18 protein-coding genes are annotated in these 20,800 nt (G+C 48.0%); 12 read left to right on the forward strand and 6 right to left on the reverse strand.

The genetic code is table 11. The annotated features are described in order from the left end of the window. The first annotated feature begins 176 nt into the window (after window positions 1–176). The 5 genes from ABEW73_RS30705 (at window position 177) to ABEW73_RS30725 (ending at window position 6,337) form a co-directional block, all read left to right on the forward strand. The gene (locus tag ABEW73_RS30705) at window positions 177–2,861 is read left to right on the forward strand and encodes a family 78 glycoside hydrolase catalytic domain (RefSeq protein ID WP_430165171.1); all 2,685 of its coding nucleotides are present in this window, start codon (window positions 177–179) and stop codon (window positions 2,859–2,861) included. Between the two features lie 137 nt (window positions 2,862–2,998). Next, on the forward strand, window positions 2,999–3,421 hold the full coding sequence (locus ABEW73_RS30710) for a cell wall hydrolase (RefSeq protein WP_430165168.1): 423 nt from the start codon (window positions 2,999–3,001) through the stop codon (window positions 3,419–3,421). An 89-nt stretch (window positions 3,422–3,510) separates the two neighbouring features. Further along, window positions 3,511–3,909 carry a spore coat protein GerQ gene (gene gerQ, locus ABEW73_RS30715; protein WP_430165625.1) on the forward strand — a complete coding sequence of 133 codons (399 nt, stop codon included), beginning with the start codon at window positions 3,511–3,513 and terminating at the stop codon, window positions 3,907–3,909. A gap of 448 nt (window positions 3,910–4,357) precedes the next feature. Then, complete coding sequence (locus tag ABEW73_RS30720; protein ID WP_430165165.1) at window positions 4,358–5,677, forward strand: hemolysin family protein; 1,320 nt, start codon at window positions 4,358–4,360, stop codon at window positions 5,675–5,677. A 162-nt stretch (window positions 5,678–5,839) separates the two neighbouring features. Continuing rightward, window positions 5,840–6,337 carry a hypothetical protein gene (locus tag ABEW73_RS30725; protein WP_430165162.1) on the forward strand — a complete coding sequence of 166 codons (498 nt, stop codon included), beginning with the start codon at window positions 5,840–5,842 and terminating at the stop codon, window positions 6,335–6,337. Between the two features lie 282 nt (window positions 6,338–6,619). Here the strand turns inward: ABEW73_RS30725 and ABEW73_RS30730 are convergent, their stop codons facing one another. The 4 genes from ABEW73_RS30730 to ABEW73_RS30745 all read right to left on the reverse strand — a co-directional run bounded on the left by ABEW73_RS30730 (window position 6,620) and on the right by ABEW73_RS30745 (window position 11,072). Continuing rightward, entirely contained in the window at window positions 6,620–7,432 is an 813-nt protein-coding gene (locus ABEW73_RS30730) for a DUF4367 domain-containing protein (protein ID WP_430165159.1), read from the reverse strand. Beyond that, entirely contained in the window at window positions 7,410–8,000 is a 591-nt protein-coding gene (locus tag ABEW73_RS30735; protein WP_098743387.1) for an RNA polymerase sigma factor, read from the reverse strand. Before ABEW73_RS30735 ends, ABEW73_RS30730 begins: the two co-directional genes overlap by 23 nt. 384 nt (window positions 8,001–8,384) lie before the next feature. After that, a complete protein-coding gene (locus tag ABEW73_RS30740; RefSeq protein WP_430165156.1) occupies window positions 8,385–9,614 on the reverse strand; it encodes an aminopeptidase in 1,230 nt (409 codons plus the stop codon). Window positions 9,615–9,839: 225 nt separating this feature from the next. After that, entirely contained in the window at window positions 9,840–11,072 is a 1,233-nt protein-coding gene (locus tag ABEW73_RS30745; RefSeq protein WP_430165154.1) for an aminopeptidase, read from the reverse strand. A 143-nt stretch (window positions 11,073–11,215) separates the two neighbouring features. On the opposite strand from ABEW73_RS30745, the gene ABEW73_RS30750 reads away from it, so the two are divergent. Continuing rightward, entirely contained in the window at window positions 11,216–11,491 is a 276-nt protein-coding gene (locus tag ABEW73_RS30750; RefSeq protein ID WP_071224350.1) for a hypothetical protein, read from the forward strand. Between the two features lie 115 nt (window positions 11,492–11,606). Here the strand turns inward: ABEW73_RS30750 and ABEW73_RS30755 are convergent, their stop codons facing one another. Continuing rightward, a complete protein-coding gene (locus ABEW73_RS30755) occupies window positions 11,607–12,959 on the reverse strand; it encodes a TrkH family potassium uptake protein (protein ID WP_379406988.1) in 1,353 nt (450 codons plus the stop codon). Window positions 12,960–13,037: 78 nt separating this feature from the next. Here ABEW73_RS30755 and ABEW73_RS30760 point away from each other — a divergent pair, with 78 nt between their 5' ends. The 4 genes from ABEW73_RS30760 to ABEW73_RS30775 all read left to right on the forward strand — a co-directional run bounded on the left by ABEW73_RS30760 (window position 13,038) and on the right by ABEW73_RS30775 (window position 16,417). Next, window positions 13,038–13,955 carry a DMT family transporter gene (locus ABEW73_RS30760; RefSeq protein WP_379406989.1) on the forward strand — a complete coding sequence of 306 codons (918 nt, stop codon included), beginning with the start codon at window positions 13,038–13,040 and terminating at the stop codon, window positions 13,953–13,955. A gap of 111 nt (window positions 13,956–14,066) precedes the next feature. After that, window positions 14,067–15,203, forward strand: a complete 1,137-nt coding sequence (locus ABEW73_RS30765; RefSeq protein WP_379406990.1) for an alcohol dehydrogenase catalytic domain-containing protein — start codon at window positions 14,067–14,069, stop codon at window positions 15,201–15,203. Window positions 15,204–15,365: 162 nt separating this feature from the next. Next, window positions 15,366–16,100, forward strand: a complete 735-nt coding sequence (locus ABEW73_RS30770; RefSeq protein WP_430165150.1) for an AzlC family ABC transporter permease — start codon at window positions 15,366–15,368, stop codon at window positions 16,098–16,100. After that, window positions 16,091–16,417: an AzlD domain-containing protein gene (locus ABEW73_RS30775; protein WP_430165147.1), complete on the forward strand. Its 327-nt coding sequence runs from the start codon at window positions 16,091–16,093 to the stop codon at window positions 16,415–16,417. The genes ABEW73_RS30770 and ABEW73_RS30775 overlap by 10 nt, the downstream gene beginning before the upstream one ends. Window positions 16,418–16,546: 129 nt before the next feature. On the opposite strand, the gene ABEW73_RS30780 is transcribed toward ABEW73_RS30775, so the two are convergent. Further along, window positions 16,547–17,464: an NAD-dependent epimerase/dehydratase family protein gene (locus ABEW73_RS30780; RefSeq protein ID WP_430165144.1), complete on the reverse strand. Its 918-nt coding sequence runs from the start codon at window positions 17,462–17,464 to the stop codon at window positions 16,547–16,549. Between the two features lie 179 nt (window positions 17,465–17,643). On the opposite strand from ABEW73_RS30780, the gene ABEW73_RS30785 reads away from it, so the two are divergent. Together ABEW73_RS30785 and bioB are read left to right on the forward strand one after the other, a co-directional pair. After that, entirely contained in the window at window positions 17,644–19,569 is a 1,926-nt protein-coding gene (locus ABEW73_RS30785) for an LTA synthase family protein (protein WP_430165141.1), read from the forward strand. 199 nt (window positions 19,570–19,768) lie between these two features. Beyond that, window positions 19,769–20,767 carry a biotin synthase BioB gene (gene bioB / locus ABEW73_RS30790; RefSeq protein WP_430165138.1) on the forward strand — a complete coding sequence of 333 codons (999 nt, stop codon included), beginning with the start codon at window positions 19,769–19,771 and terminating at the stop codon, window positions 20,765–20,767. The last annotated feature ends 33 nt before the right edge of the window (window positions 20,768–20,800 follow it).

Below are 20,800 nucleotides of genomic sequence, written 5' to 3' on the forward strand. Positions count from 1 at the left end.
GATAGATGTCTGTTATGCCACATCGAATTGTCCGTTATCCCCATAATTCCACGTTCAGGTTCACTTATAATAATAGTTGAAATAGGCACGGTTAGGGAAGCACATATCGCGATTATCGGCCTATAAAACTTGATTGTTGGGCTAACCCTTAATGAAGGTGAACGGAGGAATGTTCTATGTTCAGCGTAACGGATCTACGATGTGAGTATCAGCATAATCCGATAGGAATCGGCGAGAAGCACCCGCGTTTTTGTTGGAAGTTGGTCTCGGACGAAAGAGCAGTCAGTCAAACGGCCTATGAGATTGAGGTTTCGAATGACGATACCTTTGCCAAACTCCTTTGGACCTCAGGGAAAGTGTCTTCATCGCAATCGGTGTTTGTTGAGTTCAGCGAATGGAGTATGTTGTCTTGTAAGCGCTATACTTATCGAGTCCGGGCATGGAATCAAGCGGGGGAAGTATCGGAATGGTCGGATACTGCCTATTACGAGACGGGGAAACTGCAAGGGGAGAAATGGATAGGGGAATGGATATCGGCACCTAGGTCTTTGCTGCCTGCTGACTCTGCTCATCTACCGCTGCTTCGCAAGAGCTTCCGCTTAAAGTCGCCCATTGCGAAGGCAAGAATATACGCCTCGGCCTTAGGTCTTTATGAACTGGAGCTGAACGGACAGCGGGTGGGAGATGGTTTTTTCACGCCCGGCTGGACGAGTTACGATCATACGATTCAGACGCAGACCTATGACGTGACGGAGATGCTGAATTCAGGCCAAAACGCGGTTGGCGCTTGGCTCGGAAACGGCTGGTACAAGGGACAATTGGGATGGGAGGATCGGAGCGCGATCTATGGAGAGCGTTTAGCGCTTCTGCTGGAGCTGCATATTACGTATGCAGACGGGAGCGAAGAAGTAATGGCAACCGATTCAAGCTGGCAGTCGGCCAAAGGCCCGATCAAGATGTCGGAGCTCTACCATGGTGAAACCTACGATGCGCGGCTGGAGCTGGAAGGGTTCAGTTCAGGAGATTATAACGCAAGTGATTGGCAGGGTGTCGAATGGATCGATCACGGTTACGAGAAACTGAAGCCTCAGATAAACGAGCCCGTGAGAGTCGTTCAAACGGTGCGGCCCGTTGAAAGTCTGACCACACCAAAAGGTGAAACCGTTATCGACTTCGGACAGAATTTGGTGGGCTGGGTCCGATTTAGCGTGTCCGGTGGGAAGGGCACCATGGTGACGCTGCAGCATGCAGAGATACTGGATTCCGATGGTAACTTTTATACGGAAAACCTCCGAACCGCTAAACAAACGATTCAGTACACGTTAAAAGGCGGCGGGAAAGAAACCTATGAACCTCATTTTACATTCCAAGGCTTCCGATATGTCCGTTTAGACGGTTTTACGGAGGATCAGCTGGACCGAGGGGCTTTCGAAGCGGTTGTGCTTCATTCGGATTTTGAAGAGACCGGGACATTCCAATGCTCGGAACCCATGGTGAATCAATTGCAGAGCAACATTCGATGGGGGCTCAAGGGGAATTTCCTGGATGTGCCTACGGATTGCCCGCAGCGTGATGAGCGGCTTGGCTGGACCGGTGATGCACAGATGTTTATTGGGACGGCGGCCTATCTTGCAAATGTGGCACCTTTCTTCACAAAATGGTTATCGGATCTGGCTGCAGAACAGCGCGATGACGGAGCCGTTCCATTCGTTGTCCCGCATGTGCTTGGCGATGAAGCATATGCTTCGGCCGCATGGGGAGATGCAGCAGTCATATGCCCGTGGACCGTATATGTCAATTATGGCGATCGACGGATATTGGAGCGTCAATATGAGAGCATGAAGAGCTGGGTCTCCTACATTAAGGCACAGGGAGAGAATGAGTATTTGTGGAATACCGGCTTTCATTTCGGCGATTGGCTGGGGCTGGATGCGAAATCAGGCGACTACGTGGGTGCTACGGAACGGGATTTGATAGCGTCGGCGTTCTATTGTTATTCGGTAGAGCTGCTTAGGAAAACGGCCGTCGTATTGAGACAAGAAAAAGATGCTGCCCTGTATACGGAGCTTAAAGATAAGGTTGTCGCTGCATTTCGTAACGAATTCGTGACCCCGTCCGGAAGGCTTGCGGCTTCGACACAGACCGCGCATGTGCTTGCGCTCATGTTTGGCTTGCTGGATGAAGAGGCAGAAAAACGGGCAGCGAAACGTCTCTATTCGCTGCTGGAGGAGAGTAGATTTCATCTAACAACAGGATTTGTGGGCACCCCCTATATGAACCATGTATTAAGCCGGCATGGCATGCATGACGCGGCATATAAGCTGCTGCTGCAACGGGACTATCCATCTTGGCTGTATCCGGTTGCGAAAGGCGCTACCACGATATGGGAGCATTGGGACGGTATTAAGGAAGACGGCAGCTTCTGGAGCCGTGACATGAATTCGTTTAATCATTATGCATACGGAGCCATTGGCGAGTGGCTGTATCGTACCGTTGCCGGCATACAAACCGTAGAGGAAGCACCGGGTTATAAACATATTGTGATTGCGCCTGTGCCGGGCGAAGGATTGACGTGGGCTGAAGGCAAGATCGATACGCTGTACGGAACCGTCCGGTCAAGCTGGAGAATGGAAAGTGACGGAGCGTTTCAACTGGAGGTAACCATCCCGCCAAATACAACGGCTGAAATCCGTCTGCCAGGCGCTTTTGATGCCTCAAGCGTTATCGAAGGAGAAGCGATAGCTCTAGACCAAGCGAGCGGGATTTATTCTGTATGTGATGGGGAAGCAGGAGTTGTGATTCATGCGGGCTCAGGTGAATATGCGTTCAGATATATTTATTCCGATCATGCAGTGCAGTAATGAATAGAAGCAGGGAGCTAAAGTTCCTTACCGTGCTAAAGTTGCGGTAAGGAACTTTTTTTCTCCTCATATAGTCACATTTTTGGGCGAATGCACATACAAATACAGAGTGATCTTAAGGAAGCGAGGGGAACTCTGTGGCAGTCATCAAAACGAATTCGAGCGATGTGGATCTTCTGGCAAGATTGATCCGCGCAGAGGCAGAAGGTGAAGGCGAGCAGGGCATGCTCATGGTCGGGAATGTCGGCGTGAACCGGATACTGGGCAACTGCTTGGATTTCCAAAACATCCGCAACATGAATGATATGGTGTTTCAGAGCCCGGGTGGGTTTGAAGCAACACAGAAGGGCTATTTTTATCAACGGGCCAGGGAACGGGATCGTCGGCTCGCCCAAAGAGTCATTAACGGGGAACGCATATGGCCGGCAAGCAATGCGCTTTGGTTTTTCCGCCCGGCCGGGGATTGCCCGCCTACCTGGTACAATCAGCAGAACACAGGTCGTTTCAAAGCACACTGTTTCTTCACCCCGACATATGCCGACTGCCCGACAGTCTTTTGATACACGTTACTTAACCGCTTAGGCGGGTAGATATACATTAAAGGAGGAAATTACTTATGTACAATCAAGGTGTGCCGCCTGTAAACTTCATGAATGGAATCCGTTATCCGGGAGTGCCGAACCGCGGGACGGCTGGTTATACGGCGAACGTTCCACCGCAGGTGCCTAGCGGAAGCCCAATGACTCCAGGAGGCACCGTTGTTCCGGCCCCGCAATTCGAACAATCTTACGTTGAGAATATTCTTCGACTGAACCTGGGCAAACAGGGAACCTTCTACATGACATATGAAAACAATTCGCAATGGAATGCGAAGGTGTTCACAGGCGTGGTCGAAGCCGCTGGACGCGATCATATCATTATCAGCGAACGGTCGACAGGACGCCGTATCATCTTGCTGATGGTAAACCTGGATTATGTCGTGTTCGACGAGCCGCTTCATTATCAATATCCGGGTGTTATCGGCAACCCGCCTCCGACTGGAAGATAACTTCTAGCAGCCAGCATATGCATAATAACCTTCGTTTACTTAGGCGTAGACGGGGGTTATTTCATTATGTTTTAGATGGCAAATATTCAATTTCGTGCGTTTTTTTTCCACAAAGGTGCGTAAATACATCGAATTCTATTAACATTTTGAATGTTTATTCATAGAATATATCAATTCATCGAAAAACGAGTGCTAACGGCTGAGAATCAAATTAAAGCTTATAACAACGTTGATTAATGTCATAAGACAACGTTTGACTGTGTATCGTAGTACTATATAATTACTTATATAGCTTGATGAAGTCGGAATAAGATAAGGAGATGAAACCATTGGGAAGTTGATGCGTAGTCCGAACACGTTGTTATGCTTGATGGCACCACACATTTTTAATAACCGAAGGAGGTGTTCCTATTCGTCATAGCATGCTGTATGGCGGGTAGGAGATCGATTGAGTGACCCCTTACCGAGTTTGATAAGTTTAACCTTGGTATTGATTCTCGTCCTGTTAAATGGATTTTTTGTATCGGCTGAATTAGCTTTCGTTAAAGTGAAAAGCAGCCGCATTGACGCTCTGGTCGAAGAAGGACATAGACGTGCAAAATTTGCGCAGAACATACTGAAGAACCTGGACGGATATATATCCGCATGCCAGTTAGGTATTACCATCGTGTCCATTGGACTCGGATGGATCGGCGAAAGAACGATATCCGCTATGATTACGCCTTGGTTTAATGGCATGGGCTGGAGCAATACAGCTGTTCATGCCGTATCCTTGGTATTAGCCTTCATCTTGATTGCACTCATGCACATTGTATTTGGTGCATTGGCGCCTAAGACGGTGGCTGTTCGTAAAGCGGAACAAATTACGCTGTTATCAGCAGGTCCACTGCGGGTATTTTACACCATCATGTTCCCGTTGATCTGGTTTGCCAATGGGCTCTCCAATAACGTTCTCCGCCTATTCCGGATGCAACCGGTGGTTGAACGGAATGTGCATACGGAGGAAGAACTGCGGGATATGATGAAAGAGAGCAGTGAGAGCGGTCTGATGGATAGCACGGATATGGTATTGGTAGACAACATTTTTGAATTTGCCGATACGACGGCAAGGGAGATCATGATCCCCAGAACAGAAATGATCTGCTTATACAACAATCTCTCATTGGAAGAAAATCTGAAGATCGCAAGCGAGGGGATGCGAACCCGTTATCCAATCTGTGACGAAGACAAGGATCATATCATTGGCTTTATTCACATTAAAGATCTGATGCGCGGATTCGTTCATGACCAGCTTTCCTTGATTCGCCCGATCATTGCTGTTCCTGAGTCGATCAAGATCAGTGATCTGCTGCGAAGAATGCAGCGGAGCAAGACGCAAATTGCCATTCTTATTGATGAATACGGCGGGACTTCAGGACTCGTAACCCTGGAGGACATTATGGAAGAAATCGTCGGTGAAATTCAAGATGAGTTTGACGAAGAGCGCCCGGGCATTGAAAAGGTGGGGGAGGATGAATACTCCATTGATGGATTGATGCTGATCGATGAAATTAATGACCAATTTGGTCTGAACGTGGATACAGAAGACTATGATACTATCGGTGGATGGCTGTCCTCACGTCTTGAGGTGCTGCTCCCACACAAAGGTCAATCTGTCATGTATGAGGATTATCTCTTTGTGATTGAGGAGACCGAGAATAAACGGATCTCGCGGATTCGTCTGATCAGGCAGCAGCAGCAGCTGATTCAGGAAGAAGCAGGCGCGTAAACTGGATATTAGAAGAAGTAGCGACATATTATGCCGCTACTTCTTTTTATTTGCAAAGAGGTTTCAATAATTATATCAAACTGTGAAAAATTAGATACTTTTATGTCGAAACCATGTGTTAAAATATGGATGTTCCTAATATATTGAAAGAAAGGTGATATGATGTCAAAAGTACGCAGTCCTAAACGTATAGCTTCAGCGCTTGCAGTCAGTGTTCTATTAAGTTTATCTCTAGCGGGAGGGGCATACGCGGATTCCGCTGCAGACATTGCACCCGGTGCTTTAACAACTCCGCCTCCGGTGGAAATGAATCTGAACTCTTCTATCAATATTTTTGCCAATAAATATTTGATGAATTATTTTTCTTCAATTGGGAAAGTAAGCAGTACTCAAGTAGGCATAAGCGGTACTACCAGTGCTTCTCAAGCTGTTGATTCTCTGGGAATCAATTATGTTCTTCAACGCTGGACGGGCTCTGCTTGGGTTGATGCGGGAGCTTCATACGATAACGGAACGAATAAGGCCTCGCTGAGCGGAAGCAAAACTTTCAATGTGCAGGCGGGTTATTATTATCGAGCTAAGACGATTCACTGGGTCAATGAGAGCGGTACATATGAAGAAGGGACTTATCACACGAGTTCGGTTTTGGTGGAGCTATAATTCGAATACGGATTTATGAAGGAGTGTCCCAAAAGATCATAGATCTTGCGGGGCATTTTCTTTTTTTTTCGTTGAAAGACGCTCCGTGAAGAATCTTCTCACCCATCGATGGCTTTATAATCTGCTCATGTGGACAACCATAAAACAAAAAGGTCGAAGACCAGCCCTCAATTTGAGCCTGTCTTCGACCTTTTATCGGTGCATGAGTGAAAATCCAGGCTGTTTTTCAAAGAAACCATATACTTTGGGGGCAGCCAGTTCTTTTTTTAGATCATCTAAAAATCATTGTATGCTGTTTGCGATTTTAATGAATTCTTCTTCCGTGAAGAAGCCGCTAATGGACACAACCACTTGATCATTATCGTATAAGAAGCGCAGGTTATTCTCGGTTAAATAGGCTTTCGCTCCGGATTCAAGAACAATCGTCTTCTTGATATCTCCATTGAGATTAATCATTTTGCCAAGTTGCATCCCGATGAGATCAATATAGAAAAACTTATCGTCCGAATTTTTATATTGAAGATGAAGCTCGTCAAAATCTGCATTGTCATCCTTTGTTAATGCGGTAGCCTCATGGAATTTGTAATCTTCCGGAAGATAATTGATTTTTGGTATTTTAAATACGGCACGTTTTTGTGACTCTGTCAGAGATTCATCGGTATCTGTGAAAGGAACATATTCGGTGTCCACTAATTCAGCTGGCGGTACATGCTCTTCTGGCTCTATTCCTTGTTCCGGTGGTGGAGCGGTTAATGCCTTGCCCTCATCAACAGGCTCTCGCATACCGAATATTTGAGTAACCACACCATTTCCCCAATCCTTGATCTCCTGATAAACCGGTGTTACCGCTTGAGTTACAGAGGATGGAGAGAATATCAACGCACCAAAGGCCATCGATGCGGCGATGACTCCGGCTAACTGAAATCTGTGTCGACGCTGTTTCTTTTTGTTAGCCTGATTGATTTGTTGCTTGACCTGCTGCCACGATTGTCGTTTGGACTCGTTGTCAGTAGGGAGTGAGGAACGTGATGCTGCACGATCAAAGGCTTCGTCAAAGGCTTCATCAAACCAATCATCGTATTTTTCGTTGCTCATCCAATTCACCCCACTCTCTATACAGCATTTTTTTTACGGATTCTCTGGCTCGAAACAAGCGCTGCTTCACGATCTCTTCACGAGTATTCAGCAGCTCCGCGATTTCCCTGTACGTCAGACTATGCTTCCAACGGTACTCAATCAATAGCTTGTATTCAGGCTTCAATTGGTCGAGGTAATGCTCGATGGATTCCTCCAGCATATTCGACTCCACCTGATGTTCCACGTTTGTGGAAGAAACTGCCACGTCCTCTTCATTAATAAAAACACTCTCGACATCCACTTGGTTACGGTATTTTTTATTTTTTCTTAAATAATTCATCGTTGAGTTTTTGGCGACGACTCGGAGCCATCCCCGCATCTTGCTTTCCGTTTCAAAATTCGGCTTACTTGTGATCACTTTTATAAAGGACTCCTGAATGATATCCTCAACAGCAGCATGATCCCGTACGACATACAGTATCTGTCCATAAACGAGGTCATAAAATTCATAATAGATTTCTTCCTGAATAGGTTCGCTCAGATCAGCGAAATCTGCTGCAAGGAGGAGCTGTAATCGGTTGGACACGCGATAATCCCCTCTCTGGTGTAACCATCCTATTTCTCTCATCATTTTACAACATATCGGGTAAAAAAGCCCTATTAATTCTAATAACAGCCAGCTCTGAAGACTGTTTCCGGAAAATGGGTCTATCCTTATGAAGTCATGTGTTTGAAGCGCGTTAACTTATGAATTAAAATGGCTAGTCTGAGACATGCGTCCATCTCTTCATTATATGCTCGGCAGATTATATGTATTAATCGAAATGGAATTGAGGCAATGGGGAAGGGCATAGTAGGAAGGTCTATTATAAAAAAACAGAGCAGCCTCTGATTTAGAAGGCTGCTCTGTTATATAGTTCAGGTCTAATTTGCGCTGTGCTTGTCATACACATAGCGGAATTGCAGTGGTTTACGCCCAATTGCCGTCGATGAATACAGGCTCCTCCGTACCATCATGGGTGATTCCGGTAATATTAAGCTCTCTGGAGCCCATCATGAAGTCGACGTGGGTAATGCTAGTGTTCAGACCGCTTGCTTGAAGCTGTTCGGACGTCATGGTCTTGCCGCCTTCAAGGTTAAAGGCATACGCGCTGCCGATGGCCAGGTGACAGGAGGCATTTTCGTCAAACAGCGTGTTGTAATACAAGATGCCGCTTTCCGAGATTGGGGAACGATAAGGCACAAGCGCAACCTCGCCAAGATAATGCGAGCCTTCATCCATGGAAATCAGGCGGGTTAAGGTATCTTCGCCTTGTTCCGCGGAAAAATCAACGATGCGGCCATTCTCAAACGTTATTGAGAAATTGTCGATGATGTTGCCGCCGTAGCTCAAAGGCTTCGTGCTGCGTACAGTGCCGTTCACGCCGGTTTTGAGAGGAGCGGTGAATACTTCCTCCGTCGGAATATTGGCAACGAACCGCTCGCCTTTTTCGTTGTGGCTGCCCGCTTGGGCCCAAATATGCCCCTCCGGAAGCTCGATCGTAAGATCCGTTCCCGGTGAAGTGAAACGGAGCTTATGATACTTCTTGGCATTGAGCTCATCCGATTTGTGCTGGAGAGTCGTGATATGCTCTTCCCATGCACCCATGGGATCTTCGAGATCTGCACGAACCGCGTGGAAAATTGCGTCCCACATTTTGTCCACCTGCTGCTCGACCGGAACGTCAGGGAACACCTTGGCAGCCCAATCAGGGGAAGCGTAGGCAATGCCGGTCCAGCTCATTTTATCGGCTTGCTGATATTGCCGGTATTTCGCCATGGCAGCGCCATATGTACGCTGGTAATTGGAAATACGCTCCGGATCAACGCCTTTGAGCAGGTCCGGGTTCGAGGAGAGAATCGTCAAGAAAGCAGCTCCTTGCTCGGCAAGCTCGGTTACTTCCTCCGCATAATATGTCGGCGGCTCCAGAAAAGCTTCGGCTGGTGCTAGATCATACCGTATCCGGTTCACAACCTCATCACTGTAATTCACTTTAACTTGCTTGGCGCCTGTTTCATAAGCTTTCTTCACGATAAGACGTACTAGCGGCGCGGCATCGATCATTGCGTTAACGACCAGCGTTTGTCCCTGCTGCACATTGGCACCCACCTTGACTGCAAGCTCCGCATAGCGTTCCAATTTTTGTTCAAAGCTGGACATGACAGATCCTCCATTTCTTTTATGCTACCTTTAAGAGGTTGTTCAAAAAGCTTCGGTGCTGAAAAGCTGACTTTTTGAACACGCATTTTAAGTATCTTCGTTCGCTTTCTTGATTATCGCACCATTTTTCCGATTGTAAATCAACCTCAGGTCAATTAAAGGTCGGAAAAGTTCAAAGAAAGCAGCTACTTCATAAGAAATAGCTGCTTATTGCTGTATCGTTTCTTAAAATGCCCAGTTTCCTTTCAGGAATACCGGTTCTTCCTTGCCATCTGCCGTCACTCCGTAAATATCCATTTCGCCGGAGCCGATCATGAAATCAACATGGGTTACGCTCGTATTGAGGCCGTTCTGAATCAATTGCTCCTGATTCATATCTTTTCCGCCTTCTAAGCAGAAAGCATATGCACTTCCGAGGGCAAGGTGGTTGGAAGCATTCTCGTCAAACAATGTATTGTAATACAGGATGTTTGACTCCGAGATCGGGGATTGATGCGGCACCAATGCCACTTCTCCAAGATAACGAGCACCTTCATCCATGTTCAGGAGACGTTCAAGGGTCTCATAACCTTGTTCTGCCGTAAAACTGACCACTTTACCTTTTTCAAAAGTGAGGGAGAAATTGTCCACGATGTTTCCGGCATAGCTCAAAGGCTTCGTACTATGTACGGTTCCGTTGACTCCCGTTTTGAGAGGAGCGGTAAATACCTCTTCTGTTGGCATGTTAGCCACAAAGGAATGTCCGCGTTCGTTGATGCTGTCGCCTTGGGCCCAAATATGACCTTCCGGCAGCTCGATGGTAAGATCGGTTCCCGGTGCGATATAGTGGAGTTTCTTGTATTTCTTGGCGTTCAGCACGGTGGATTTCGCTTCAAGCACTTCGAGGTGTTTGTTCCAGGCTTCCACCGGGTTATCCTGATCCACACGAACGGTGTGGAAGATGGCATCCCACAATTTGCCAACCTGCTCGGACTCCGGCGCATCCGGGAACACCTTGGCAGCCCAAGCTGCTGAAGGCACAGCGATCAGACACCAGCTAAACTTGTCGGACTGTTGATAGGCGCGATATTGTTTCAATGCCTCGCCGCGCGTTTTGTAGAAGTTTCCGATGCGTTCGGAATCAATGCCGCTGAGCAGATCGGGATTCTCGGCCAGCACGTGCAGAATAGCTGCGCCTTTCTCCACCAATTCCGTCATTTCGCCGGCATACCATTTCGGTGCTTCGGTAAAGACATCATCCGCTGCCTTTTCGAATTGAAGTCTTGTTATCGTTTCGTCGGTCCACATGATCTTAACCAGGCGGGCACCCGCTTCGTATGCCTTTTTGGCAATCAAGCGAGTGAACTCGGCGGAATCAACAGGAGCATGAACCACTAAGGTTTGTCCTTCCTGTATGTTAACTCCAACCTTTACAGCCAACTCGGCATATTTGTCCAAGTTTGTATTGAAATCGGACATTTGGTACCCTCCAATGCAATTTAATTTACCAACCCATATTATACTAGATCCAGGCGTATAAGAAAAACAATAATCAGTTGCCAGGAAAAGTGATATACTGAGTCTTGTGAGTGCTTTACAACGTAATGAAGGAGCGTGGAAACGTGTCAGAAGTCCGAATCGAGCGTGCGGATATGAAGCGGGATGATAGCGATCAGTTCGTAGGATATACCGTATTTTCTATAGATGGACATGCATCAGCCTACGAGATCACATTCCTGAGCAAGAATGGCCGGGACTGGGACTACAGCCTGAACTTTGCTGGCGAGCCGGGAATCGAGGAGCAGTTTCTTCAGATTGACGAGCGGATTGAAGCCGATAACGAGCTGTTTGATGATTTGCTGGATGCAGCCATCGATGCCAGCGAGTTCGGCGAATAAAAGACGAATCAGAAATGGATTCCAATGAAAACAAACCGTACACCTCCCATGGAAGGGAAGGGTACGGTTTGTTTAAGATTATAGAATCTATAAGTTTTCAGCGGAGAAGAACAACTTACCCTATCGTAATTCGGCCTTCCGGATGGCGATACAGTTCTTTATTATTCTTGCGGCTAAGCGCGTAAGCAAGGGTTAGCGGACCTAACCGGCCAAGGAACATGAGCAGGGCAACGGTGACCTTGCCAACTCCGGATAGCTCGGTTGTAAGTCCCATGGATAACCCGGCTGTACCGAACGCGGATACGGCTTCGAACAGAATTCTTAAGAATTCACCAGATTCCGTAACGGACAGAAACATGGAAGCTCCCACCAATAGCAGCAGCGATAGAATCGTCAGCGTAATGGAACGGTAAACCAAGGCTTGGGAGATTCGATTGCGATAGAGAACAACATCACGTTTTCCCTGGATCATCGTAACGACAGCACCGATGAGCACGGCGAAAGTGGTTACCTTAATTCCGCCTCCTGTTGATCCGGGAGCTGCGCCGATGAACATCAGGAGGATCATGAAGAACTGGGAGGATTGCTCCAGGCTCGAGATGTCCAAGGTGCTGATGCCGCCGGAACGCGGCGTGATCGATTGGAATAGAGAGGCCATGATTTTTACCGGGTACGAGAGCGGCCCTAATGTTTTGGGATTGCCGTGCTCCAGAATAAAGATCATGACAGCCCCAACTACGATTAACAGTGATGTCACGGTTAATACAACCTTGGAGTGAAGAGACAGTTTCTTGCACTTCGGATACTCGATAAGATCAAAGATGACAATGAAGCCGATTCCTCCAAGAAAAATTAAGAGCATTAAGATAATATTGACAAATGGATCCGCTACATAGGTTGCAAACCCCGAAAAGGGGCCGTGAATTTGGCCAAAGAGGTCAAAGCCTGCATTGTTGAATATGGAAATGCTCTGGAATATGCCGAAGTATGCCGCATCTGCAAGCGGCATAATGGCAGAGAACCTGAGCGTCAGCAGCAAGGCGCCTGCACCCTCAATGATCAGAGCGTATATGAGCACTCTGCGGATGAGATCCACAATCCCTTGAATTTGGTATTGTCCCATCGCCGCCTGAAGGATCATGCGCTCGCGAAGCGAGATTCTGCGATTGAACATCAATGCAATCCAGGTGGCTGAGGTCATAAAACCCAATCCGCCAAGCTGAACGAGCATGAGCATAACAATTTGTCCAAACATGGACCAATGAGTCCCTGTATCCACAACGGTTAAACCCGTTACACTGATGGCGGAAACCGCTGTGAAGAGAGCATCTACAATCGAGGTAGAACTCCCGTCCGCCGTAGCGATGGGAAGTTTAAGCAGGAATGTCCCGATCAGTGTAATCGAGGCAAAGCCGATCGCCAGAAATTTGGGAGGGGTCATTTGGTTGCGAAGGTCTTTCTTTTTCATGCCAATTATCCTTTTCCGAATGTTATAATTTTAAAATCATTCTCTAATATAACACGAAAGGTGAATCATTTAACCATCATGAATTCGAACCGAGCACCGATTCCCGTATTTATTCCTCTATTTATCGGCATCATAGCTATTTCTTTTTCCTCGATTTTCGTAAAATGGTCCAGCAGCCCCGTATCCATTCAAGCGATGTACAGACTGGTGATCACGTTCCTGATCATGCTGCCCTTCGCGGTAAAATACGTGCCGGATATCAAATCGCTGAAGCGAACAGATCTGCTGCTGCTTCTTCTATCCGGAACGATGCTGGCTCTGCATTTTTTGTTATGGATGGGCTCCTTGAAGTGGACGAGCGTAGCCAGCTCCACGATTATCCTTGCCCTTCAGCCGGTATTCGTGATGATGGGTGCTTACTTCTGGTTTAAGGAGAAAACATCGCTGGCGGCAATCGGAGGCATGGCCATCGCCTTCCTCGGCGTCTTCCTTCTCATTGGAAGCAGTGGGCTTAGTGGGAGCAAGGGACATTTGACAGGGGATATCATGTCTTTGCTGGGGACGGCTGCGGTCGCCGTCCATATGCTGCTGGGTCAATTGCTGCTGCGCCGTCTGCCTTCTTTCCTGTACAGCTGGCTTGTCTTTGCGATAGCAGCGTCCGTATTGGCGGTGTATAACGTGGGTATGAACATTCCAATGACAGGGTATTCCGGACGAGAGTGGGGGATATTTGCCTTATTGGCTGTCGTGCCAACGGTATTCGGTCATCTGCTATTTAATTGGTTGATGAAGTATGCCACAGCCTCAACCGTATCAATGAGTGTTCTCGGAGAGCCGGTTGGAGCGAGTGTGCTGGCTTTTCTCCTGTTGAATGAGTCGATGAATTCCCTGCAGGCGGCAGGGGGAGCGCTTGTGCTGTTAGGGCTGGTATTATTCTTGAAAGTCGGGAAATCAAAAAAGCAGCCAGTAGACATTCAACCCGAAGCGCTGGGCTGAACTTCTTTATTTTTGCCCTGGCGGAGTAGTTATGACTGAATTTGCGTAGACTGATCCTAAAAAGTCAAATCCTTACAAAAATGGATATTGACTCGAAAAGGAGTTTCGTTCGTGAAAGCAGTCACCTATCAAGGCAGACATCGGATCCAAGTGAAGGAGATGAAGGACGCCGTTCTTCAGCACAGCGAGGATATTCTGATCCGAGTCACCACCACGGCCATCTGCGGATCGGATTTGCATTTATATAACGGTGGATTAAAACAGCTGACCGATGATTACATTATCGGCCATGAGCCTTTAGGAATCGTTGTGGATGCAGGTCCGGCAGTAAGCAGGGTCAAAGTGGGTGACCGTGTCATTATTCCTTTTATCATATCTTGCGGAAAATGCCTTTTCTGCCAGAACCACATGGAGAGCCAATGCGATTATGCGAATGAAGCCAAGAATACCGGCGGTTTTTTTGGTTATAGTGAGGCGTTCGGCGGTTTTCAAGGTGCGCAAGCAGAGCTTTTGCGCGTCCCTTACGGAAATTCCATGCCCTTTGTTATTCCTGAGGACGCCGAGATGGAAGATGAGAAGCTGCTCATGCTCTCCGATGCGCTCCCCACAGCCATCTGGAGCGTGGAGAACGGAGGGGTTAAACCGGGTGATGTCGTGATTGTTCTGGGCTGCGGTCCGATTGGATTGCTGACGCAGAAGTTTGCCTGGCTAAAAGGTGCGAAGCGGGTGATTGCGATTGATCATGTGGATTACAGGCTGGCGCATGCGAAACGGACCAATCTTGTGGAAACTTACAATTTTGAGAAAATCCCCGAAATCGAGCATTATGTCCGAGAGATCACCAAGGGAGGCGCAGATGTTGTCATTGATTGTGTAGGTCTGGACGCCAAACGGACCCCTGCTGAAATGCTGGCCAGCATGCTGAGGCTCCAGGGAGGCTCACTGGGTGCTTTCCGCATGGCTGTGAGTATGGTTCGTAAATACGGGACCATCCAGCTAACCGGCGTGTATGGGCTTGTTTATCATGCATTTCCGCTTGGAGAGCTGTTCGAACGCAATATTACGTTAAAAATGGGGCTGGCACCCGTCATTCATTACATGTCGCACCTATATCAAATGTTGAAAGAGGGGACTATAGATCCTTCGGATATCATCACACACCGCCTCCCGATGGAGAAGGCTGCCCATGGCTACGATATCTTCAATGAACGAAAGGATGGCTGTATCAAAGTCATCCTGAAGCCTTAAGCAGCTAAATAAACCGAATGAAGAAGCGTTCTTGGCGAATGAGGAGCATTCCCGGGACGCTTTTTTTGATGAAAAAACGGTGTAACAGCGTTGACAAGGCAGCAGGAAGAATTCATAGTAATTAAAAATAGAATTGTAGAGTAAGAGAGGAATCGAACACAGATGAGCACCAAGACAGAACAGCTTCCCGCAGGTCTAGAGAGAAACCAGGGAAACACCTACCTTCAAGGCTTCAAAGATTGTATTCCAACCCTTCTGGGCTACCTGAGCATCGGTTTTGCGGCAGGTGTTGTCGAGCGCACCGCAGGTTTCAGCCTGCTCGAGATTGCGCTCATTTCGCTGCTGCTCTATGCGGGCTCCGGGCAATTTATTGCTGCAGGGATGATAGCGGCTGCTAGCCCGATCCTATCGATCATTGTTACGATATTTTTTGTTAATGCCAGGCATCTGCTGTTAAGCGCCGCGATTGCCCCGTACTTTAAAGGGCTTTCCTCCGGAAAAAGCTTCTTTATCGGGTCCCTGTTAACCGACGAGACATTTGGTGTTGCGGCAGCCAAGGCCACCGAGCAGAAGAGACTCGGCTATCAATGGATGGTCGGCTTGAATATTACGGCGTATCTGTTCTGGTGCGCAGCCAACGTAGCAGGCGGTTTAGTCGGGGAATGGATTCCCGAGCCCGAGAAGTTTGGCCTTGATTTCGCATTACCGGGGATGTTTATCGGATTGCTTGCTCTGCAATGGATCAGCCGGAAGAAGTATAAACTCGACTTCATGGTGGTTATGATTGCAGCCGTTTCAGTGGTAGCTGTCAGTACAGTTATGCCGGGAAGCGCGGCGGTCATTGTTGCGATAATGGTTGCGGCTACTGCAGGGATGGTGATCGAACGATGGAAATAAGATGGCATATCGCCTTACTGATTATCGGTTGTGCTGTCGTAACTCTCATTCCAAGGGTTTTGCCGCTTATGATTCTGAGCAAGCTCCGCATTCCGGAGACGATGATCCGGTGGCTCAATCATGTTCCGATTGCCGTCATGGGAGCGCTGCTAGCCCAGGAGCTGCTCCTATCGGATGGACGTGTAGATCCTGGTGGGCATACACTCGAATTGATTGCAGCCGTGCCCGCGTTCCTAACCGCTTTTCTCACGAAAAGCCTGTTTGCCACCGTCATCGTCGGGATCCTGACTTTGGTAGGGCTCCGCTTGTTTTTCTGACAAAACGAAGCGCTATGTTTGGGATGTTTTTCGTGTCCCTAACCGGAACGCTTAAAAACAGCCATATCCCTTGGAATGACGAGGAATAAGGCTGTTTTTATGTTCATTTGCTACCGTTCATTTGGGAACCTAGGATGTGCCAAGCCAGTGGCGGTAGGTTTCTTCCACTCCTTCTTCCAGGCTAAATAACGGGCTCCACTGCAGCAATGCCCGAGTTTTCTCATTATTCAGGCAGCTATGCAGGATATCACCGTTCTTTGCAGGCAGATAGTTGACATCAATGCGGTCAGGATGCAGACTGCTGATGTGATCGACGAGTGAATTGACGGTATGGCCAGTGCCGGTGCTAACATGAAGAACGCTCTCATCCCCTTGTTGGATGGAGGCGAGGTTCGCTTCAACCACATCCTTAACATAAATGAAATCCCGGGTTTGTTCGCCATCGCCGTAAATATGAAACGGAGCGCCTTGACGCAGGCGATCACCAAATACCGCCACAACACCGCCTTCCCCCTTCGCAGTCTGACCCGGTCCGTAGACGTTCCCATAACGAAGAATGGTATACTGCAGGCCGAAGAAGCGGTGGTATAAACGGATATATTGCTCACCTGCCACTTTGGAAAGTGCATAGAAGGAGATCGGATTAACTGGATCATCCTCCGTCAGCTGAGATTTCTCCAGGTCCCCATATACGCCTGACGTCGAAGCAAACACAATCTTACGGACCCCAGACTTACGACATGCTTCGAGTATATTGATGGTGCCCATAACATTCGCATCCGCATCAAGTCGAGGATCCTTGATCGATCGCTGCACGTCGGCCTGTGCGGCCAAGTGGAACACGACATCCGGCTTCAGCACGGAGATATACGCAGTTGTCTGCTGACTGCTTACATCGGCTACATGTAAAATCGCCTCGCTGTGCAGGCGACCTGGATCTCCGGTTGTCAGGTTATCGATCACATGGACTTCATAGCCTTGATTAACGAGTCCGTTCACCAGATGGGAGCCGATAAAGCCAGCTCCGCCGGTTACAACCATCTTCATGTCTTAAACCCTCCAGCCTTTTATATTGGGATGCTTTATCCTACGTGATACGTAAGGATCATGCATTGGACAATTGACAGGGGGGGCGAAGGAATGGGCAGATTAGATTGATGTTTACATTCCTGTTATAATGGAAGCTGCAATTTAACATTATATTTACACAAAAGAGGGAATGGAAAATGGAACGCTACCTTGAACAAAGGTTGAAATTAAGCATACTCGTTTTTTTGACGCTCTTATTGAAGTTGATTCTTCTAAGAGTGTTTCTGTTTAATGGGGTCTTATGGGGTAAGGTGCTTACTGACGCGCTATCCCTGTTGGTCCTGATTAGCTTACTGGAGCTGATCCTGCCGGTAAGAGGGAAAAAGATGGTCTATGTGATCCTAGATGTCGTATTATCTTTTATCATGTTTGCGTCCGCGGTTTATAACGTTCATTTTGGCTCCATACCGACGTATACCGCGCTTGCGGGTATCGGTCAAGTAAACCAGGTGAGAGCCAGCATTACGGCTTTATTAGAGCCGGAGCACTTTCTCTTCTTCCTGGACCTGCTGGTCCTGTTGATCATATGGGCGGTTCGAAAAATTCGTTCGCGCTCCCGAAGAGGATTGCATTTTGGTGGAGTCCGTTCGAGTTATTCCGCATCCTATTCGCGCAGACCTGGAATGAAGTGGCGCATCTCCATGACGGTTGTGCTGGTCATTACGGGTGTTCTGTCCGGACTTATCATCCGGAAAGAATGGGGAATCGAGAATGAAATCGTGCGTGCGGAGCAGATGGGCTTTATGAATTATCAGGTATCGGCCGTGATCCGGAATTCGCAGGAGAATCGTGCGCTGGCCGAAGGGAGTCTGCAGGACACCATTCTGCGCTCCCAGCAGCTGCTGGCGACCTATCCTTACGTTAAGGAAGCAAAGGACAAGCCGGACTACTTCGGCGCTGCCAAAGGCAAAAATCTGATCATCGTTCAGATGGAATCGCTGCAGAACTTTCCGGTGGGTCAATCCCTGAATGGCCAGGAGCTGACACCGGTGATGAACCAGCTTGCGGATGGCGGCCTGTATTTCCCGCATATCTTCCAACAGATCGGGCAAGGCAACACATCGGATGCCGAGTTTGCGGTCAATACATCGATTTATCCGACCGGAACGGTGGCGATGTCCACCGGGTTCGGCAATAAAGAGCTGCCGGGTCTGCCGCGGCTCTTGAACAAGCACGGGTATATTACTACGACATTCCACGTGAATGATGTGAAGTTCTGGGATCGAAGCAAACTGTACCCGGCACTTGATTTTCAGCATTATTACGACAAGCCTTACTTCACGAATGATAATTTCAATGAATTTGGACCTTCTGATGAAGAGCTGTTCCGTGTCGGCGTGGACAAGCTGCTGGAGAATCAACAGCAGAACAAGCCTACCTATGCCCATTACATCACGGTATCCAACCATTCTCCATACCATGTGAAGGATGAATTCGCGAAGATTACCCTGCCGGCTGAGCTGGAAGGGACCCATCTGGGGAATTACCTGAAGTCGGTGAACTATTCTGATTATGCACTCGGAACACTGGTTGACCGTCTGAAGCAGAACGGGTTGTGGGAGGATACCGTACTGGTTGTGTACGGGGATCACTTCGGCATTAATCCGGCAGAAGCCGACGCCAATATGATCTCGTCAACGTTAGGGATTCCTTACCATGAGCGGGTCAGCCGATTTAACATCCCGCTTGTCATTCATGTACCCGGGATGAAGGAAGGAAAGGTCATCGAGCAGGTGGGGGGTCAGGTCGATATTCTGCCAACCGTTGCTAACCTTTTAGGTGTATCGCTGGACGATGAAGGTTTTAACGCATTTGGCCATGACCTGCTGAATGTGGACCGCAATGTAATCGGGATGAGATATTATTTACCGACAGGGTCTTTCTTTAATAATGATATTCTGTTTGTGCCTGGGGACGGGTTTGAGGACGGCACGGCGGTTTCCTTGAAGACACTCGAGCCCGTAACGGACATTTCGCAGTATCGCAGCGATTATGACTATATTCTGCAGTTGATGAAGCTGTCCGATGAATATGTGAAAATGCTGCCCAAGCGAGCGCCGTAAAGCCAACGAGTAGTTAACGAGGATGAGGATTGTTTCATCAAGCCTGACGCAGGCATGGATGAAGCAGTCCTTTTTTTCTTGCAAAAGCTGCGCTGGAGGATTGCCACTGTTTCGTCATCTATGCTATTATTACCCATATTGTTAACCTAATAATATATAAATATGGTTGACATTAAAAACGTAGAGGGAGAATGAAGATATGACGACTCAAATCCATTATGATTGGGTGACTCTGGCTGACCATGTTGTGCAAGGGCATGATATTACGCCGATTGAGGCTTTGGCTATTCTAAGCAGCGAGGATCAGGAACTGCTGACGGTTATGCAGGCTGCATATCGCATCCGCCGCGAGTATTACGGAAATAAAGTCAAGCTGAACATGATAGTAAACGCCAAATCCGGTTTGTGTCCTGAAGATTGCGGGTACTGCTCCCAGTCCATTGTTTCGGAAGCGCCTATCGATAAATATGCATGGCTTACCAAAGACAAAATTCTCGAAGGCGCGCGTGAGTCGATTCGCCGAAAGGCGGGCACCTATTGCATCGTTGCTTCCGGTCGTCGTCCTACCAATCGGGAGATTGATCATGTAGTCGCAGCGGTGAAGGAGATTACACAGACTACTCAGTTGAAGGTGTGCTGTTGCCTGGGTTTTTTGAATGAGGACCATGCCCGTAAGCTCGCCGATGCCGGTGTGCATCGGTATAACCATAATTTGAATACTTCCAAAGATTACTATGAACAGATTACGACCACGCATACATACGATGACCGGTTAGATACCGTGAAGCAGGCAAGCTCTTCCGGAATGTCCCCTTGTTCCGGAGCCATTTTCGGAATGGGCGAGAGCCTGGAAGAACGGGTAGAGATTGCGTTTGCTCTGAAATCGCTTGGAGCGGATTCGATTCCTTGCAATTTTTTGAATGCGATCGAAGGCACTCCTCTTGAAGGGCGCAAGGAATTGACCCCGACGATGTGTTTGAAGATTCTTGCCATGATGCGGTTTGTTAACCCCACGAAAGAGATTCGAATTGCAGGGGGACGCGAAGTGAATCTGCGCTCCTTGCAGCCGCTGGGGTTATATGCAGCCAACTCGATTTTCATCGGCGATTATTTGACGACAGAAGGCCAGGCGCATACCGCAGACTGGGGATTGATTGAAGACCTGGGGTTTGAAATTGAGGAATGCGCTCTGTCATGATGTATTGACATTTAAACATGAAGCACATACTAT

It is taken from the genome of Paenibacillus lautus, assembly GCF_050482385.1.
GTDB lineage: Bacteria > Bacillota > Bacilli > Paenibacillales > Paenibacillaceae > Paenibacillus_AQ > Paenibacillus_AQ lautus_B.

Bases quoted from the DNA above. Each gene is read 5' to 3' on its own strand.
- ABEW73_RS30705 (WP_430165171.1), top strand. From the start codon at position 177: ATGTTCAGCGTAACGGATCTACGATGTGAGTATCAGCATAATCCGATA.
- gerQ (WP_430165625.1), top strand. From the start codon at position 3,511: ATGAATGGAATCCGTTATCCGGGAGTGCCGAACCGCGGGACGGCTGGT.
- ABEW73_RS30725 (WP_430165162.1), top strand. From the start codon at position 5,840: ATGTCAAAAGTACGCAGTCCTAAACGTATAGCTTCAGCGCTTGCAGTC.
- ABEW73_RS30730 (WP_430165159.1), bottom strand. From the start codon at position 7,432: ATGAGCAACGAAAAATACGATGATTGGTTTGATGAAGCCTTTGACGAA.
- ABEW73_RS30740 (WP_430165156.1), bottom strand. From the start codon at position 9,614: ATGTCCAGCTTTGAACAAAAATTGGAACGCTATGCGGAGCTTGCAGTC.
- ABEW73_RS30745 (WP_430165154.1), bottom strand. From the start codon at position 11,072: ATGTCCGATTTCAATACAAACTTGGACAAATATGCCGAGTTGGCTGTA.
- ABEW73_RS30755 (WP_379406988.1), bottom strand. From the start codon at position 12,959: ATGAAAAAGAAAGACCTTCGCAACCAAATGACCCCTCCCAAATTTCTG.
- ABEW73_RS30760 (WP_379406989.1), top strand. From the start codon at position 13,038: ATGAATTCGAACCGAGCACCGATTCCCGTATTTATTCCTCTATTTATC.
- ABEW73_RS30770 (WP_430165150.1), top strand. From the start codon at position 15,366: ATGAGCACCAAGACAGAACAGCTTCCCGCAGGTCTAGAGAGAAACCAG.
- ABEW73_RS30775 (WP_430165147.1), top strand. From the start codon at position 16,091: ATGGAAATAAGATGGCATATCGCCTTACTGATTATCGGTTGTGCTGTC.
- ABEW73_RS30780 (WP_430165144.1), bottom strand. From the start codon at position 17,464: ATGAAGATGGTTGTAACCGGCGGAGCTGGCTTTATCGGCTCCCATCTG.
- ABEW73_RS30785 (WP_430165141.1), top strand. From the start codon at position 17,644: ATGGAACGCTACCTTGAACAAAGGTTGAAATTAAGCATACTCGTTTTT.
- bioB (WP_430165138.1), top strand. From the start codon at position 19,769: ATGACGACTCAAATCCATTATGATTGGGTGACTCTGGCTGACCATGTT.